General features: G+C 36.7%; 8 protein-coding genes. 4 read left to right on the forward strand and 4 right to left on the reverse strand.

All coding sequences use genetic code 11. The features are described from left to right. Positions 1 to 2 precede the first annotated feature (2 nt). The 4 genes from KMW28_RS26600 to KMW28_RS26615 all read right to left on the reverse strand — a co-directional run bounded on the left by KMW28_RS26600 (position 3) and on the right by KMW28_RS26615 (position 9,781). A complete protein-coding gene (locus KMW28_RS26600) occupies positions 3 to 3,077 on the reverse strand; it encodes a SusC/RagA family TonB-linked outer membrane protein (RefSeq protein WP_169667082.1) in 3,075 nt (1,024 codons plus the stop codon). 597 nt (positions 3,078 to 3,674) lie between these two features. Then, complete coding sequence (locus KMW28_RS26605; protein WP_169667080.1) at positions 3,675 to 7,697, reverse strand: hybrid sensor histidine kinase/response regulator transcription factor; 4,023 nt, start codon at positions 7,695 to 7,697, stop codon at positions 3,675 to 3,677. Between the two features lie 174 nt (positions 7,698 to 7,871). Continuing rightward, a complete protein-coding gene (locus KMW28_RS26610; RefSeq protein WP_169667078.1) occupies positions 7,872 to 9,017 on the reverse strand; it encodes an endo-1,4-beta-xylanase in 1,146 nt (381 codons plus the stop codon). 191 nt (positions 9,018 to 9,208) lie between these two features. After that, complete coding sequence (locus KMW28_RS26615; protein ID WP_158297899.1) at positions 9,209 to 9,781, reverse strand: hypothetical protein; 573 nt, start codon at positions 9,779 to 9,781, stop codon at positions 9,209 to 9,211. Between the two features lie 840 nt (positions 9,782 to 10,621). Between KMW28_RS26615 and KMW28_RS26620 the strand changes: the two genes are divergently transcribed. From KMW28_RS26620 to KMW28_RS26635, 4 genes are read left to right on the forward strand one after another with little or no spacing between them, the layout of a single operon-like run. Beyond that, positions 10,622 to 15,520 (forward strand): 2-oxoacid:acceptor oxidoreductase family protein, encoded by a 4,899-nt coding sequence (locus KMW28_RS26620; RefSeq protein ID WP_205958242.1) that lies wholly within the window; start codon positions 10,622 to 10,624, stop codon positions 15,518 to 15,520. 13 nt (positions 15,521 to 15,533) lie between these two features. Then, a complete protein-coding gene (rsxC, locus tag KMW28_RS26625; RefSeq protein ID WP_169667076.1) occupies positions 15,534 to 16,880 on the forward strand; it encodes an electron transport complex subunit RsxC in 1,347 nt (448 codons plus the stop codon). Further along, positions 16,873 to 17,889 carry an RnfABCDGE type electron transport complex subunit D gene (locus tag KMW28_RS26630; RefSeq protein ID WP_169667074.1) on the forward strand — a complete coding sequence of 339 codons (1,017 nt, stop codon included), beginning with the start codon at positions 16,873 to 16,875 and terminating at the stop codon, positions 17,887 to 17,889. The genes rsxC and KMW28_RS26630 overlap by 8 nt, the downstream gene beginning before the upstream one ends. After that, positions 17,886 to 18,545: an RnfABCDGE type electron transport complex subunit G gene (locus KMW28_RS26635; protein ID WP_169667072.1), complete on the forward strand. Its 660-nt coding sequence runs from the start codon at positions 17,886 to 17,888 to the stop codon at positions 18,543 to 18,545. Before KMW28_RS26630 ends, KMW28_RS26635 begins: the two co-directional genes overlap by 4 nt. Positions 18,546 to 18,693 lie beyond the last annotated feature (148 nt).

Genomic DNA, 18,693 nt, shown 5'->3' on the forward strand with positions numbered 1-18,693 from the left:
GTTTAGAAGTTTAATTGTAAGCCACCAATAATTGTTACAGGAGTTGGATAGTTACCTCTATCGATACCCGTCTCGGCAGGGTTGTTACCACTTGCTGCTGCAGCACCAACCTCTGGATCCAAACCAGTATATTTTGTTACTGTAAACAAGTTTTGTCCACTTACATAGAATCTACATCTTGAGATATATTTCGATAAAACGTTTTTAGGAAGTGTATATCCTAAAGTGATATTTTTCAGTCTTAAATAAGAGCCATCCTCCACAAAACGATCTGAAGTTCTTAAGTTATCACCCGACTCGCTTAAACGAGGTACATCAGAATCTGGATTCTCAGGCGTCCATGCATTTAACATCTTTGGATGGGCATTGAAGAAACGTTGCCCGCCTTCCAAATACCATCTTGTAGTATTATAGATTTCATTTCCATAAGTACCGTTAAAGAAGATGTTTAAATCGAAGTTCTTATAACTAAAATCCATGTTTAAACCAAATACTACATCTGGAGTTGGATTACCGATGATTGTTTGATCGTGATGATCGATAACACCATCAGGTACACCGTCAGGACCAGAAATATCTTTAAACTTCACATCGCCAGGCGCAGTATTTGATGTCTGAATTGGTGAAGTATAAATCTCTTCCCAAGATCTAAAAATACCTACTGCTTGATAACCGTAGAAATGTCTTAGCGGCTCACCTTCAACACTTCTTAAGATAGAACCGTTGTTTTCATAGTACCCTTCAAAAAGTGTTTCTCCACCAAGATCATTCACTCTATTTTGCATGGTACTAATATTTAGGTTGGCTGCCCATTTCAATGCCTTCTCCTGGTTTTTCACTCCAAGATTAAATTCAAAACCACTTACTTGAGCAGATCCTGCATTTTTCGCTTGAGTAGAGTTTACACCACCAATAGAAGAAACCTGACGAACATTAATTAATAGATCATCACTTTCGTTTTTATAATATTCAGCTGATAGTGTTAAACGATCTTCGAAGAAACCTAAATCAACACCTACGTTAGTCATGTAAGTTGTTTCCCACTTTAAATTAGGGTTTGGTAGGTTACCTGCCGTTGTACCAAATGCTTGATACACACCGTTTGCACCACCAAAAACATATCTATGATTACCTGAAACGATAGATGCAGAATATCTATAATCTCCAATATTATCGTTACCCACAGAACCATAACTACCTCTTAACTTTAACTGTGACATCCAATCAGTTTCTGGTATAAATGCTTCATCCAACACGTTCCAACCTAATGATAAAGAGTAGAATCCTGCCCATCTGTTATTGGCTCCAAATCTAGAAGAAGCATCACGACGATATGAAGCAGCAAATAGATATTTACCATCATAATCATAGTTCACACGGCCTAAATAACCTAGTTTACCATAATCTACAGAGAAAGAACCGCCAGTTAAGTCAGTATTCGTTGTATTCTTGATCTCATTGGTAATTTCATTAAAACTCGACGTACCTGCATTCATATTTTTCTTTTCAATACGTTCTACAACAGCTACAGCATTTACATTGTGTTTACCGAATTTTCTACTGTAGTTGGCTTGTCCAATTAATGTCATCATTGCATGAGATCCATATCCTTTCTCGATCAATGCTCTGTTGGGTCTAGCTAAAGCTGATCCATCGTCGTATGCTGGGGAGAATAAATCATTTGTATAATTGAAGTAGTCAATACCGCCTTGTCCCTTAATAGAGAAACCTTGGAATAACTCCACTTCTGCTGATAACGTACCCATAAGGTTCACTCTTCGATTAGAGATTTCTGTATGTTCTAAAACTCTTACCGGGTTTTCAGCATCTTGACCATCCAATTGAATATTTGTACCTTGATACCCACCTAAATTACTTGCATTATAAACCGTAAGATATGGTGGCATTTTAATGGCATGCTCTAATGCTGAACGACCTGCAGATGTTTGCTCCGGCTTTTTATCAGTACTTGACACCGAGAATGTTTGTGCTACCTTCAATCTACCTTTCGTATAATTTGAATTCGCTCTAAACATGAAACGCTCAATACCCGTGTTTTTTAATACACCTTCCTGATTCATGTAGTTACCACTAATTCTATAATTCGTGTTTTCACCACCTCCAGATAAGCCAACATTGTAGTTTTCGATAATACCTTGTTGGAAAATCTCATCTTGCCAATTGGTATTGTACTTACTGATATCAGCATATTTTTCATTTTCTAAACGTCCTTCAGCAGCATTTCCCCACATTTTAGAGTATTTGATGTAGTCATCTCTACCCATTACATCATGTTGGTTTTGCACTGTTTGAACACCACGGTAGCCGTCAATATCAATTTTAATTTCTCCTGACTTACCTTTCTTAGTCGTGACTACAACTACACCATTTGCACCTTGTGCACCATAAATAGCAGTAGTAGAAGCATCTTTTAAGACCGTCATTGTCTCAATGTCCGAAGGGTTCAAATCACCCAAACCTTGTACAATAATACCATCTACTACAATTAGAGGGTTGTTACCACTCGTACCCATTACACCACGAATTTGTACAATTGGATCACTACCTGGAGAACCATTATTAGTTACAGACACACCTGTAGCTCTACCTTGTAAAGCTTGATCTGCCGTGTAGACCGGAGTCGAAGTAATGGCTTCAGAATCTACTGTTGCAATTGCACCCGTTACTTTTGCTCTTTCCTGAGTACCATAACCTACAACCACAATTTCTTCTAACTGCTTTACATCTTCGTCCAACGAAATATTTATTTCAGTTTGGTTTTCTATGGAAACCATCTTTTCGATGTAACCAATATATTTAAAACCTAACTCGGTGTAATTCGCATCTACTTTAATAGAATATTCACCTTCGAAGTTGGTAATCGTACCTATTGTAGTACCTACTATAAATACATTTACACCAGGTAGTGGTACATTATTATTACTATCTACTACAACTCCTTTGATTATTTTGGAATCTTGAGCATAGAGATAGTTTGGTAATAACAGAACGGAAAATAGAATCATTAGAAGAGGTATCTTTTTCGATACGTCTGCTCTAAAAAAATAATTGTTCATTTCATTTTCTATGTTTAATTCAATCAGATACTAAACCTATTTTGTTTTATATTAAACTTTACAGATCTAGTGAATAGTTAGAGTTAGCATAACTTGAGAGCTGAAATGTTGTCTAAGTAAAATTTCTTTTCATTTTGTTTATGTAGATTTTAAAGTTAAAAAATGTGCCTTATCACAGACTTGTTAATTGTGTCGAAACTGCTGGTCTATTATCTACGCCAAAGTGGCTATTAAAATAATGAGACCAACTAAACTAGTAATAACCAAGACCTCTAGTACTACTAATTTCCTAGAGTGAACATTTTGTTCGCTTGACTTTTTTCTCATGCTGCAAGTTGTATAATTGTACTTTATACAAATAATAAAATTGAAGCAAAATCTTGTAATAATGATGTTGAGGCACATTTTTGCAACAAATGTCACATTTGATGCATCATAATTTTCATTTCAGCCACACTAAAAAATCAAATAGTTAAAAAAATTAAATACAATTCTTACTCTTTAAATAAAATATTATACCATGTTTATCATTTAAGTATAAAAAAACTCGACATAAAGCCGAGTTTATAGATGATTAGATCAATAGTAATTGCCTTCTTATTCTTTTCCTTCGACCTCTTTTAATTCTTGTGTTGGTAGAATATTGAAATACTCTTTATAACATTTCGAGAAATAAGATGGAGAAGAGAATCCTGTTTGATATCCAACGTCACTCATATTACTATTCCCTACCAATATCAATTTCTTTGCTTGTTCTAAACGAATCCGTTTAATAAATACTGTAGCTGTTAAACCCGTAAGTGCTTTAATTTTTCGGTATAACTGACTCCTACTTAAATTCAATTGACCAGCCAAATGTTCAACATTTAAATTAGGATCTGAAATATGTTGATACACATAATCCGTAATCGTTTTTAAAAACTCTTGATCTACATTTGTGGTCGTTGGACTTTCAAACCCTTCCTCTTGATATTTACCAATAAATCGGTCGAATATTACTTGTCTTGATTTCAGAAGTTGTTTTATAGTCACATGCAGTAATTCTAAATCAAATGGTTTTTGTATATAAGCATCTGCCCCTAAATCAATTCCTTTTATTTTATCTTCTTGATCATTTTTGGCTGTCAAAAGGATAAGAGGAATATGACTAATCTTTAAATTCGTCTTCACCTTTTCACATAAAGTGAAACCATCCATATTAGGCATCATCACATCAGATATAATAATGTCGATATTTTTTTCTTCGAGGAGATCCAAAGCATTTACTCCATCAGATGCTTCATGTATTTGATAATGTTCGTGTAGCGCCTCCTTTAAATAAGAACGCAGTTCATAATTGTCCTCTACCAATAAAACAGATTGTTTTTTCGAAGCGGATGAAGTAGTTGCAATAACCGATTTATGATCGCTTACAGGAAGTACATATTTCTTTCTATTCAACGAATTCCTATCAAATATTTGATTTTCATCGAGATGATCTTTACCCATTGGGAAATCTAAATGGAAGGTTGTGCCCACACCTACAATACTTTCCACTGAAATCTTACCTTTATGCAGCTCCACAAACTGTTTCACTACTTCCAATCCAACTCCTGTCCCACCATAATAAGCATCCTGATGTGCATCTACCTGATAAAAACGATCGAATACCTTTTCTAGATTCTCTTTAGAAATTCCTGGACCTGTATCGCTTACCGAAATTCTCAAATAAGTATCAGAAAGTGATAAATTGATATTGATTTCGCCATTTTGATCCATCAATTTGAAGGCATTAGAGAACAGATTAAAGATGATCTTTTCGATCATACTTTCATCCAAGTAAATCTGAATCTCATTTGTAAAGTCTTTCTTGATAGAAATTTCGATATTCCTACTTTCAGCTTCTTCTTCAAAAAATAAGATGGCCTCTTCAATCACTTCTTCCGGATTTAATAGCTGTGCTTTAAGGCTCATGTTCTTAGAATTCAACTTTCTAAAATCCATCAATTCATCTATCAAATTCTTTAATCGAAGTGCATTTCTATAGATTGAGACATTCTTTTCTCTTAATTGCTGAGTAGAAAACTGCCCAGATATCATATCAGTAATTGGATTTAGAATCAATGTCAAAGGAGTTCTAAATTCGTGTGATATATTCGTAAAAAACCGAAGCTTTGCTTTAGTTAGTTCTTCCTCTTGCAATCTGCGCTCTCTTTCTCCTTTGGCTTCTTCCAAAATTCTCACTCTTGCCTTCATTATTCTATTCAAGAAATAAAGTCCAAGCAAGAAGAGTAAAACATAAACTACAATAGCCAAATTCGATTGGTACCAATAAGGTAAAACTTTGATCTTTATCGTTTTTTCTTTTGTCCACACCCCATTATTATCCATTCCTTTTAAATGAAAAACATATTCTCCCCTTGGTAGAGAAGTATAAGTCACATTCCTCACCGCACCTACATAATTCCATGACTTTTCGGGTCCCTCTAAATAATAAGCAAAATCAATTTTATCAGAATATGGGAAATCGATACCGGTAAAATCTATGGAGAAGATATTTTCATCCTGAGAAAGCACTACTTCTTCCCCGTCTGTTATCTTTCTTTGAATTTCCTCAACATCATTCTGAAATTTCGTTTGATGAATGTTGATTGTATTGAAGAAAATCTCCGCCTCGCATTTTTGGGGTTTGATAATAGAGGCATCAATATAATTCAACCCCCTGATAGAACCGGCAAATAATGTATTTGAATTAGGATCAAAAGCTATAGAGTTATAATTAAAGTTCTCTGATACTAAACCGTCCTTTTGCGTAAAATAACGAACACTATCATTCCATTTTTGAATTACAGCAATACCATTTTTACTGCTTAACCAAATATTTCCATTCAGGTCTTCTGTGATTCCACAAATCACCTTTCGGTTGACTTTATTATTACCATAATAGGAGATCAACTGCTTGGTTTCTAAATTATACTTATACAAACCTGCTCCATCTGTCCCTATCCACAAATGTCGATCCTGACTTATAAAAAGTGATAAAATGTTGTCTCCCCCCAATTGTTGTGATAAAACTGTCTTTACTTTAAACTGTTTATCTTGAGTTTCAATATAGAAGAGTCCTTCTGTTGTACCCACCCAAACATTATCTTTTCCATCTACCAATACATTTCGAACATCTTTGGTCGATAAGCTTGTCTTAACAAAATCACCATAATTGGGGTAATACATCTTTTGATCTTTTGCATTAAAGTAACAAATCCCTCGATCAAAAGTCGCAATCCAAATACGTCCATAACTATCTTCATCAAAATAAATCACACGGTCAGAAGATAAGTTAGAATTGTCCTTAGTGTAATTTACAAAAGATGTTTTTCCTTTAGGTAAATAATAGATCCCATTTCCCCAAGTAGCTACCCAAGTTTGTCCTTTACTATCTTTAAATACAGATTGAACTGCATCACTTCCTAAGCCTTTTATTAGCTGATTGTTTTGAGTATTAACCGTTGAATATTGATCCAATTTTTGATCATATCTTGTCATTCCTCCACCATCTTGCCCTAACCATAATAAGCCATTATTATCGGAGACAATACTATTTACTGATGAAGTAGCCAAAGAATTTTTATTATAAGGATTATGAGAAAGGTGGCTAAATTTATAGAATTCCGGATCATATAAACCAACACCAAATTCATAATACCCAATCAAGATTTTATTTTTATCTACTGCATACAACGACCAAACAGAATTGGAGGAAAGCGAATTCCAATCTTTTGCATTACTCTCAAAATGAAGATATTTATTATTGTCTTCAACATCGAAAACAAATACGCCATCATTTTCTGTCGCCACAAAAATTCCTGATTCACTATCACAAAAATCCATTATTCTAGTAGTAGTCACAGGAAAAGCTTCTACTTTTTCCGAAGATATCTTATAAGTATAAATTCCAGATTCTACCGTTCCTATCCAAAGAGTACCGTTTTTAGACAAATACACTTTCTGAATACTAATATTCTCGGGAAGGTCTTTGTGTTTTACTTTAGTAAAGGTTTTCCTTAGATAATTAAATATAAATAACCCTTGGTTGGTGGCTAGATAGTAGTTTTTATGATCCCTTGTGGCTAAAGAGTTGATCTTAAAGTAGTCTTCTAGTTTTAATTTCATCGGATAAAAATCGATGGAATTATCCTTGTTCTTTATATAAATACCTTTGGTGTTTGTTGCCAAAATAATAGATTCATCTTTGGTTTCCTCCATTTCGAAAGCAACTACATCTTCAGTATTGCTTAATCTAATGGGAATGAATTTGTCTTTTTGAGTATCAAAATAGCTAATTCCTTTATTCGTGCCTATCCATAGTTTTTGATCATTATCAATTAATGAACATCGAATAAAATTGTCGTTGATTTTAGAAGAATCGGTTACAGAATAATTAAACAGCTCATAGTTTAAACCATCATATTTATAGATACCATTTCCAAAAGTACCCACCCATAAAAATCCTTGCTGATCCTTATTTATATCCGTAATTGGTCGCCCATCGGCACTCAAGTTCAATTTAATAAATTGATCTTGCTGACCATAAACTGTAATAGTTGTGAAAAATGTAATTAGTAGTAGTAAATAATAATTCATATACAGACGGTGAAGTGATAGTTATTATTTAAGTTTAAAAAGTGATCACGATTTCATCATATATAATAATACAGAGAATAAACTCATTTGTAAAATTTTATCATCAATTTGACTTGATAAAGATCGTGACCACCGCTTATTTAATATAAAAATTGTCCCTAATAAGGAATAAAATTACCCTTTAGGGTTTGATTTTGCCAATTCCAAAACCGCATGATACGCCTCTTTTGGCTGATTATTTCTATCAAATAATAAAGGATGATCTGTACGACCTTCGATAGGCCAATTGTTTCTCCAAGTATGTGCATCGTTCACTCCCCAGAAAGTTACTCGACTAATTTTGTCTTGATGCTTGATTAAAACCTTGAATAAATCGACATAATTTTGAGCCAATTTCACTTGCATGCTATCCGGAAGATTTTCTGGATATGGATCAAATTCTGGAGATTTGGCATATTTTTGAGAAATCTCAGCAGAAATCTCTTCGGTTGGGAAAGGTAAAACAGATATATCTAATTCTGTCAACATTACTTTCACTCCAAGATCTGCAAAATCGGTAATGCTTTTCTCAAATTCTGGAATTTTTACGTAATCCACTCCATAATGTGCTTGCATTCCTATACCATCTACACGGATACCTTTATCTAAAAGGCGTTTTACCAATCTTACAGCTTCTGCACGACGATGTGGTAGAATCATAGAATAATCGTTGTAGTATAATTCTGCATTTGGATCTGCTTCATGAGCAAACTGAAAGGCCAAATCGATAAAGTCTTCTCCAATAATGTTATACCATTTACTTTTTCGTAAACCTTCTTTATCATCAATTGCTTCGTTGACCACATCCCATGCATCTACTCTACCTTTATAGCGACCAACCACAGTATAAATGTGGTCTTTCATACGTTCTATCAATTCTTCTCTTGAGCATTCTTTTCCTTCTGCATTAATAAAGAACCAATCAGGAACCTGAGAATGCCAAACCAAAGTATGACCTACAATAAACATATTGTGCTTTTCCCCATACTCGACAAATTGATCTGCCTCTGTGAAATTATACACTCCTTCTGAAGGATGAATTTCTTCTGGCTTCATACAGTTTTCTGCTACAATAGAATTGTATTGCTTTTCTACTAATGAAGAAGAAGCCGCTCTTAGACCATTGGTGTGATCTACATGTAAAGCAGTACCCAATAGGAATTTACCATCAAATGCCTCTTTAAGAGTTGATGTTTTAGAAGATGTTTCTGATGATTGATTTTGACAGCTTAATAACCCTAATAATGCTGTTAATAACAGCACATGACTTAATGTTTTCATCTTGATGAAAATTAAAAATTTAAACAGTAGTCAATTTGGTTATCCTAGCTTTTTAGTTTCGACACTACTAGTTAATCATTTATTTTCTGAAAAAAAAATGTGATCCTTATTAATTCTTGGACAGTATTTACCTATAAACACACTAATTTATATTTAATCTACAATAGAAAGGCGTAGATTTACGCCTTCTATTAAGACACTTTTTTTCTACCCAAAGGAAAACGATGTACCTCCCCTCCGGCGTTCTTAATCTCCTTCATCAATTCTTTATCCTCTCCGAAAAAGAATCTACCTTGAAAGTTTTTCATTAGCCAAAAAGTAGCTTGTCTATTCACAAATACATAAGGGCATCCTAAATGAATACTACGTCTATGTTTATCATTCATATCAATGCAAAACAATGTATAAACTACTAATGATTTTGGTAATAATTTTCCAGAAAGTACTAAATCCTCTATTTCTTCTTCTGTCTTATTGGTGTAATCGTAAAATAATGTACCTCGTGCATCTAACATACTTACATAAGCAAGGTATGGTCTTCTCTTTTTTGGATTTAAAGCCTTAAAAGATTGCATCTGAATTAACATTAACTTTTGAATCTTTTGTGGATTCTTAATAACAAGCGGTTCTATTTTAGCGAAGACGCCATTATCCACCTCCGGATTAAAATAATCCGTTTCTTTTGTAAAAAGTAAAGCCTGTTCTTCAGTCATTTGGTCTATTCTGTCCATCTCGTGATTAATGATTCGTCTTGATATTTTCATAATAATCGTATTTTAAAAGTTGTAGTTTGGCAAAAGGAAAAAGTTATGAAAATCTATGGGTTGAGATTGCTAGTGGTGATGTAGTGTCTAATATACACTAATCATTGATATTAAACAATCATTTTATGTTATTTTCAATTATTAACCAATAATAAGTGTTTTAATATTAGAGCGAAAATTAAAATCAGAGAGAAATTACGATTTCTAAAATCACCTTTCTTTAAAATTTAAATCTTAAAAAATGGAGTTAAAATGTTAAAATAAGCGTCATAAATACTATTTTAAATTTATTCTAAATAATCATTTAAGTACAAAAAAAGCGACTTTAAATTGGTAAACCAGTTTTTAGCAGAATCATACCTATTGACATCAAAAAACGTAATTATAAGATAATATTTGCAATTATTTAATAATAAATACAACTTCAAATCCTACAATGACTCTCTCTTATTATTGACCTTCATCATCTTTTCTATTGATCATCATCATGTTCATTCATTTCTAATCTCAATACATTGGGAGTGTAAAGAGTACAATTAATATAATTTTAGCTTATAACACGAAGCACATATTAGTAACTATTGGTCCAAAAAAACTATTATGTTAGAAAGCTAACTTTATTAATTAGAGAGGAGGAATAACTTCTTGTAGTGAAATGGAGTGAGATAAATGAAAAGTATTTCGACGAAATACTTGACAATAACCAAGTTAACAAACAATTACTACAAGATTATATATATAGAAAATGCAAAATCGCGATGCAGGGTTTCACTGAAATCTGTCATCTTTTTTTGTACGGAATTAGATAACACACTTATTTAAAAAGCAGCATTAATAAAAATGAGCAACAACACAACTAACGCTAAGTATCCTGGCGTACGTGTCGCGATGGATGGTAACACCGCGGCTATTATGTGCGAAAGAGAATCATCGGATGCAGCGGGGGCCTACCCTATTACGCCGTCTACTCAGATGGGTGAATATTGGGCGGAAGAAGCAGCCAAAGGGCACTTAAACATTTCGGACAAACCATTAATTTTCATTGAGCCAGAGGGTGAACATGCAGCGGCAGCTGTAACGGCTGGTTTATCTATGACAGGACAGAGAGCAGCAAACTTCTCTTCTGGTCAGGGTATTGCTTACATGCACGAATCTTTATATGCAGCGGTAGGTAAAAGACTTACTTATGTATTAAATATTGGTGCTAGAGCCATGACGAAATCTACCCTTAATGTGCATGCGGGTCACGATGACTACCATGCCATTGATGATACAGGTTTCTTCCAATTATTCGCCAAAAAGGCACAACACGTTGCCGACTTGAACATCATTTCCCACAAAATTGCCGAGATGGCTTTAACTCCGGGTGTGATTGCGCAAGACGGTTTCCTTACTACTCACCTTATTGAGTCGCTCAACCTTCCTGAGCGTGATTTAATCAAAGATTTCTTAGGTCGTCCAGACGACATTATCCCAACGCCTACTCCAGCTCAAAAAATTATCTATGGAGAGACACGTAGACGTATTCCTGAAATTTGGGATGTGGATAATCCGTTAATGGCGGGTATTGTTCAAAACCAAGATGCGTATATGCAATCGGTGGCTGCACAAAGACCTTTCTTCTTTGATCACATTAAAGAAATTACAGATCAAGCATTTAAAGATTTCGCCGCTTTAACAGGTCGTGAGTACAAGAGAGTCATGACGTACAAAGTGGAGGATGCTGATTACCTCATCTTAGGACAAGGTAGTGTGGTTTCTAGTGCAGAAGCTGTAGTGGATTACATCAGAGAAACGAGAGGAATCAAAGTAGGTGTAGTCGATTTAGTAATGTTCCGTCCTTTCCCTGCCGATATGCTTGCACAAGTACTAAAAGGCAAGAAAGGGGTCACTATTCTAGAACGTTTAGATCAACCATTAGCTGAAGATGCTCCGATCATGAGAGAGGTGCGCTCAGTGTTATCGAAATGTTTAGAGAATGGAACTCAAAAGAAAAATCTTCCTTATCCAGAATTAAGCAGCTATCAACCAAAAGATATGCCTGCCTTGTATTCTGGTTCGTTTGGTATGGGATCAAGAGACCTTCAACCGGAAGGAATTATTGGTGCTATCGAAAACATGATGGATGATGGGGCTCAGAAAAAGTTATTCTACTTATCGATTGATTTCGTAAGAGAAAAAGCATTCAACCCTAAGCAAAGACAATATCAAGAAACGATTGAGGAGTCTTATCCAAACATTAAGAATCTTTCGGTTCGTGGTTCAGAGAATCCTAACCTGATGCCTAAAGAGGCGGTAACTGTACGTTTCCACTCTATTGGTGGTTGGGGTGCAATTACAACAGGTAAGAACTTGGCTATGACATTGTTCGATCTTCTTGGATACGATATCAAAGCCAATCCGAAATATGGTTCTGAGAAAAAAGGTCAGCCAACTACTTATTATCTAGCAGCTGCACCAGAACCAATTCGTATTAACTGCGAGTATTACTTCGTAGATGTGGTATTGTCACCAGACCCTAACGTATTCAAGCACACGAATGCTATTGCCGGTCTAAAAGAAGGTGGTTGTTTCATTATCCAAAGTGATAAAGCAACTCAGGAAGAAGTTTGGGCAGACATCCCTCGTCAATATCAAAAAATAATTATCGAGAAGAATATTCATGTATTCTATATCGATGGATTTAAGATTGCGAGAGAAGAAGCAACTGATCCAGAACTTCAGTTAAGAATGCAAGGTATTGCCTTCCAAGGTGCCTTCTTCTCATCTTCTCCATTAATGGAAAAAACTGGTCTTGATGCAGATAAATTATTAGATGCCATCCAAGAGCAATTACAATATAAATTTGGAGGTAAAGGTCAAAGAGTTGTTGATGATAACATGAGAGTGGTAAAACGTGGCTTCGATGAAGTTAATGAAATCACTTGCAAGGAAATCACAGAACAACAAATCGTTGATCAAGTACACAAAGATATTCCAACCCCAACTCTTCTTAAAAAGTCTCCAGTAAGCGAATCAAAATTATCTGATGTACACCGCTTCTGGGAGCAAACAGGTCATTTCTATCAAAGAGGTATGGGGAACGACAACATCACCGATCCATTTATTGGTTTGAGTGTGATGCCAGCAGCTTCTTCTCTATTTAGAGATATGACAGGTATTCGTTTCGAACATCCGGAATGGATTCCAAACAATTGTACTGCCTGCGGTAATTGTTATACCGTTTGTCCTGATACGGCTTTACCAGGTTTAGTTTCCGACCTTAACGATGTGATGGAAACGGTGGTAAAACGTGTGAGAAAGAAAAAAGGTAAAGTAGAACATCTACCTAAAGTGATCCGTCAGATGACCGGTAAAATCCGTGAGCGTTTTGACAGTGTGAAAGGTGATGTTACGGTGAATGATCAAATACACGCTATCTTAGATGAGGCTATTTTTGATGCATCTACACCAGCTGCTCAAGTGCAAGAATTGGAGTGGTTCAAAAACGAGCTAGGTGATTTCCAATTCGCATTAACACGTCCATATTATCAATTAAACGAGAAAAAAGAGAAAGGTAGTGGTGGTCTATTCAGCATCACTCTAAACCCTCAAACTTGTAAAGGTTGTATGGAATGTATCAAGGTTTGTGAGGATGATGCCTTAAAAGCTGTGATACAAACAGACGGTTCGGTAGCCAAACTTCGCGATGAGTGGAGCCTTTGGGAAGATCTACCAACCACTCCTGCTAAATACAATAGAATTGAAGATTTAGAGGAGAAAATCGGACCACTAGAAACGCTTCTATTAAATAAAGATGCGTACTCTGTGATGGCCTCAGGCGATGGTGCTTGTTTAGGTTGTTCAGAGAAATCTGTAGTCCATTTATTCACTGCTACGGTAGAGTCTTTGATGATGCCGAGAGTGAAGAAACATGTCGCTTACATTGGTGAGTTGATCTGTAAATTAGAGAAGCATATCCAATTGAAGTTGATGGAAACAGTCAACTTAAACGATGCGGATCTAATGGCAGATATTGTGACAGAGATGTCGGATACTGACTTAACGATGTCGAGTATTACTAGCAGAATTGAATCTGCAAAAGGTACAGCTCCAATCGACCAAGAGTGGTTCAGAAATGTGACGCAATTGATGGCACAACTGAAGCAATTGAAATGGAAATACGAGCAAGGTACAACAGGTAGAGGTCGCTCGAGTATGGGTATGACCAATGCGACTGGATGTACTTCGGTTTGGGGATCTACTTATCCTTACAACCCGTATCCATTCCCTTGGGCAAACCACTTATTCCAAGATTCAACATCATTGGCTATGGGTATCTTCGAAGGTCACATGGCAAAAATGGCAGATGGTTTCAAAGCAGTTAGAAAAGCTGAATTGGAATTGGCTGGGGAATATGATGCTGATAAACATGACGATTTCTTCACTTACTTCAATTGGGAACAATTCAGTGATGAAGAATGGCATTTATGTCCTCCAGTTGTGGCGCTTGGTGGTGATGGTTCGATGTACGACATCGGTTTCCAAAACCTATCGAGAATGATGGCATCAGGTAAGCCAATCAAAGTAGTCGTTGTAGATACTCAAGTGTACTCGAATACTGGTGGTCAAGCTTGTACATCTGGCTTTATCGGTCAAGTATCTGATATGGCACAGTATGGTAAAGTATGGAAAGGTAAGCCAGAACCTCGTAAAGAGATTGGTTTAATTGCCATGGCACATAGAAATACGTATGTATTGCAATCTACTTTAGCCAATACGTCTCAGATGTTAGAAGGCTTTATCGATGGTCTAATGACGAAGCGTCCTGCCCTATTCAATATCTATACTACTTGTCAGCCAGAACATGGTGTGGCAGATGATTTAGGTGCACATCAAGCGAAGTTAGCGATCGAGTCACGTACGTATCCGATCTTTAAATACAATCCAGATTTAGGTACTACTGCTGCCGAAAACTTCGACTTAGCAGGTAACCCTGATATGGATTTGATTTGGCCGAAATATACTTTAAAGTATAAAGACAATGGCAAAGACAAAACAATGGAAGTAGATATGACTTTCGCTGATTTTGCCATCACTGAGGCTAGATTTAGAAAGCACTTTAGAATGGCTCCAAGAGATACTTGGAACGAGAATATGGTGCCTTTAGCTGAGTTTATCGAAATGCCAAAAGAAGATCGTGAAGGTTTATTCCCATTCGTTTGGGCAGTCGATAAGAAAGAGCAATTGACAAGAGTAATGGTCGCTGAGCCAATTGTTGATTCTGCTATTGAGCGTAAGGAATTCTGGATTATGCTGAAAGATTTAGCTGGTAAGCAAGAAGTTCAAGAGGTAGACGAATCACAAATTCGTCAGGAAATCGTTGGAAAACTTGCTCAGGGCTTAATGAAATTAGCTACCGGAGAAGCAGGCGATATTGCAGACGTTGTATTACCTCAGGGTGAAGCATCACCTGAGCCAGCAGATAATGCAGCAGCAGACAATGGTAACTATATGGCACCTTGGATTGAGTCGGAAGAATGTAGCGGTTGCGATGAATGTATCAAAATCAATAACAAGATGTTTGAATACAACGATCAGAAACAAGCGATCATTAAAAACGCTCAAGCAGGACCGTATGCCGATCTAGTAAAAGCAGGTGAGAAATGTTCTCAAGGAGTGATTCACCCAGGTTTCCCTAAAGACATGTCTGAGAAGGAAATCGAAAAATGGATCAAAAGAGGGGAAAGATTGAACTAGAAAGGAACGACCCATGAAGTTATTTAATTTTTATAAAAATACGTTCAAACATGGGATTCATCCACCGGAGCATAAAGACGACACGAAAGATTTACCGATAAAACAGTTTTCTTTCGCTCCGGTGTTTATCCTACCAATGGAACAGCACATTGGTGGTCCATCTGAATTATTAGTGAACGAGGGACAAGAAGTAGACCGCGGGCAACTGATTGCCAAAGCCAACGGTTATATGTCTGTCCCGGTTCACGCCCCAGTTTCTGGAGTAATTCGTAAGATCACAAAAGTGCCTACCGTCAGCGGGAAGATGGTGACTGGTGTATATTTGGAGGCTTTCCCTTACTCTGGACAAGAGGTAAGGGAGGGCATTCCTCTTGATCCAGAAGATGCGTCGAAAGAGCAAATCTTGAATGCCATCCAACAAGCGGGTATTGTAGGTTTAGGTGGTGCGGCGTTTCCAACCCACGTAAAACTGAAAGTTCCAGAGGATAAACAATGTGATGTTCTCCTCCTCAACGGAGTTGAATGTGAGCCTTATTTAACTACTGACCATAGAGTGATGCTCGAACAATCTGATGATGTGTTTATGGGCATTCGTTATCTTTTAAAAGCAACGGGTGCGAAAAAATGTATTATCGGTATTGAGGCAAATAAACAAAATGCAGCAGATCATTTGGAAAAAAATATTCCGGAAGGTCTTCCTGTTGAAATAAGAGTTGTACCCGTAAAGTATCCGCAAGGAGCCGAAAAGATGTTGATTACAAGTGTTCTCGATATCGAAGTTCCTTCAGGAGGCTTACCTATTGATGTTGGAGTTGTGGTGGTGAATGTCGCGACTTCGGCGGAAATAGGACGATTACTTCCTCACGGTCAGGGTATCCAAGAAAGAGTTGTTACGATTACCGGTCCAGGTGTGAAGAAAAAAGGAAACTATCTGATTCCTATTGGAACACCTATCCGATATGTGCTCGAAGAAGTCGGAATTTCAGATCAAATTTCTGAGGTCTATTTAGGTGGACCTATGATGGGTGTCGCCATTTCCAACCTTGATATCCCAGTGGTAAAAGGGACATCTGGAATTGTGGTATACACTAAAGACGAAGTACCTGATGTTCAACGAGAATTTCCTTGTATAAAATGCGGAAGCTGTGTCGATGCTTGCCCTATTAGTTTAAATCCATCAAAAATGGGTTTACTATCAAGAGTAAAAGCATACGATGAAATGGCTGAAACCTGTAACCTAATGGACTGTTTTGAGTGCGGTAGTTGTTCTTACGTCTGCCCATCAAATATTCCTTTAGTACAGCGATTCCGCATAGCAAAATCAATTGTTAGAAAACGAAAAGCGAAAGCACATGCGTAATCAAACATTAAATATTAGCACATCACCACACCTTAAAAAAGGAGTGACTACCGATGTGATTATGAAAAATGTGGTCTATGCATTAATTCCTGCTACCGCATTTTCGATCTATGTTTTTGGTCTTAGTGCTTTGTTAACCATTGGCATGTCGGTAACATCCTGTTTACTGACAGAACATTTCTTATGCAAATGGTCGGGCAAAGCTTCCACGATAAATGATTATTCTGCTGTAATCACTGGTGTATTACTTGGGTTAACACTCCCTCCTATTTTTCCGTTATGGATGACCTTTATGGGAGGTGTAATTGCCATTGGTTTAGGTAAATATCTATTTGGCGGATTAGGTTACAATGTTTTCAATCCTGCACTTGTCGGGCGTGCGGTTTTACAAGCAGCCTTTCCGGTAGCGATTACCACATGGTATCCTGCTTTAATGTCAGATCGATTTACATCAGTAGCTTCTTCATTATACACACTTCCGTTTATGCAACCATTTTTTGATGGACAATCGGGAGCCACTCCTCTATCTGCGTTTAAGTTTGATCATATATCGGCTGAAACCACAGATTTAGTGTTTGGATTTGTGAGTGGATCAACAGGTGAAACTTGTACAATAGCCATCGTACTAGGAGGCTTATATTTGATTTACAGAGGTATGATGAATTGGAAAATTCCGGTTTCCATTATTGCCTCTGCCTTCCTCTTCTCAGGAATGCTGTACTTATATAATCCTGAATTATATCCTACACCTTGGTTTATTGTTTTCTCTGGTGGATTAATGCTTGGTGCCTTCTTTATGGCAACAGATATGGTCGGTTCTCCGATTACCAATCTGGGTGTTATTATCTACGGAAGTTTCATTGGTATTCTGGTTGTGATCATCAGAATATGGGGTGGACTACCGGAAGGCGTAATGTATGCTATCCTTTTAGGTAATGCATTAGCACCACAATTGGATCGAGTGATTCAACCTCGAGTTTATGGAACATCAAAACTTTCGAAATCATGAATCTACCGAATCAATCCATACCACAAGAAAATTCAGCCAATAGCAAAAAAATGCTGATGGCCATGGTAGGTATAGGTGCTTTTTGTGCCCTTCTCATCGTCCTCATCTTTGAGGGAACGAAAGAAAGAAGAGCCTTCCTAAAAGCAGAAGCCTTAGAGAAAGCCATCTTCCAAGTGATTCCAAATGCCAAGAGCATGAAGCCCATGCAATTTATCGACGGGAAATTAACCGAAGTCGATAAAGATGCTAAAGGCGAAACGCTTTACGCAGGCTATGACGAAAGCAACCAACTTGTAGGTTACGCCATCGAAGCCAGTGGACAAGGGTATGCGGACATCATTAAGATACTTTATGGTTATGATCCTCAAAAACAAGCCATCGTTGGGTTTCAAGTACTCGAGAGTAAAGAAACGCCTGGCTTGGGAGATAAGATAGAAAAAGAAGAAGCCTTCCTTGCCAATTTCATCAGTTTAGACGTCACATTAAACGCCGACAAAAAAGCATTAGCCAATGAGGTGGTGACCGTTAAACAAGGTGAAAAAACAAATCCTTGGGAAGTCGACGGTATTACTGGAGCCACAATATCAAGCCGAGCAATTGGAGATATTATTAACTCGAGTATGCAGGAGATGGGACCGAAGATAGGTAGCAAGTAGCAGGTAGCAAGTAGGAGTTAGCAAGTAGGAGTTAGGAACTAGGAGTTAGGAGTTAAGAGTTAAGAGTTTGACAAAATGAGTGTTTTTATGAATAAAAGTACACGAATTGAGGAGCGAACCAAACCTGCTACCTACTACCTGCTACATA

It is taken from the genome of Flammeovirga yaeyamensis (assembly GCF_018736045.1).
GTDB classification, from domain to species: domain Bacteria; phylum Bacteroidota; class Bacteroidia; order Cytophagales; family Flammeovirgaceae; genus Flammeovirga; species Flammeovirga yaeyamensis.

What these genes read in the sequence shown, in the direction of transcription:
- KMW28_RS26600 (WP_169667082.1), bottom strand. Translation starts at nt 3,077, where the DNA reads ATGAACAATTATTTTTTTAGAGCAGACGTATCGAAAAAGATACCTCTT.
- KMW28_RS26605 (WP_169667080.1), bottom strand. Translation starts at nt 7,697, where the DNA reads ATGAATTATTATTTACTACTACTAATTACATTTTTCACAACTATTACA.
- KMW28_RS26610 (WP_169667078.1), bottom strand. Translation starts at nt 9,017, where the DNA reads ATGAAAACATTAAGTCATGTGCTGTTATTAACAGCATTATTAGGGTTA.
- KMW28_RS26615 (WP_158297899.1), bottom strand. Translation starts at nt 9,781, where the DNA reads ATGAAAATATCAAGACGAATCATTAATCACGAGATGGACAGAATAGAC.
- KMW28_RS26620 (WP_205958242.1), top strand. Translation starts at nt 10,622, where the DNA reads ATGAGCAACAACACAACTAACGCTAAGTATCCTGGCGTACGTGTCGCG.
- rsxC (WP_169667076.1), top strand. Translation starts at nt 15,534, where the DNA reads ATGAAGTTATTTAATTTTTATAAAAATACGTTCAAACATGGGATTCAT.
- KMW28_RS26630 (WP_169667074.1), top strand. Translation starts at nt 16,873, where the DNA reads ATGCGTAATCAAACATTAAATATTAGCACATCACCACACCTTAAAAAA.
- KMW28_RS26635 (WP_169667072.1), top strand. Translation starts at nt 17,886, where the DNA reads ATGAATCTACCGAATCAATCCATACCACAAGAAAATTCAGCCAATAGC.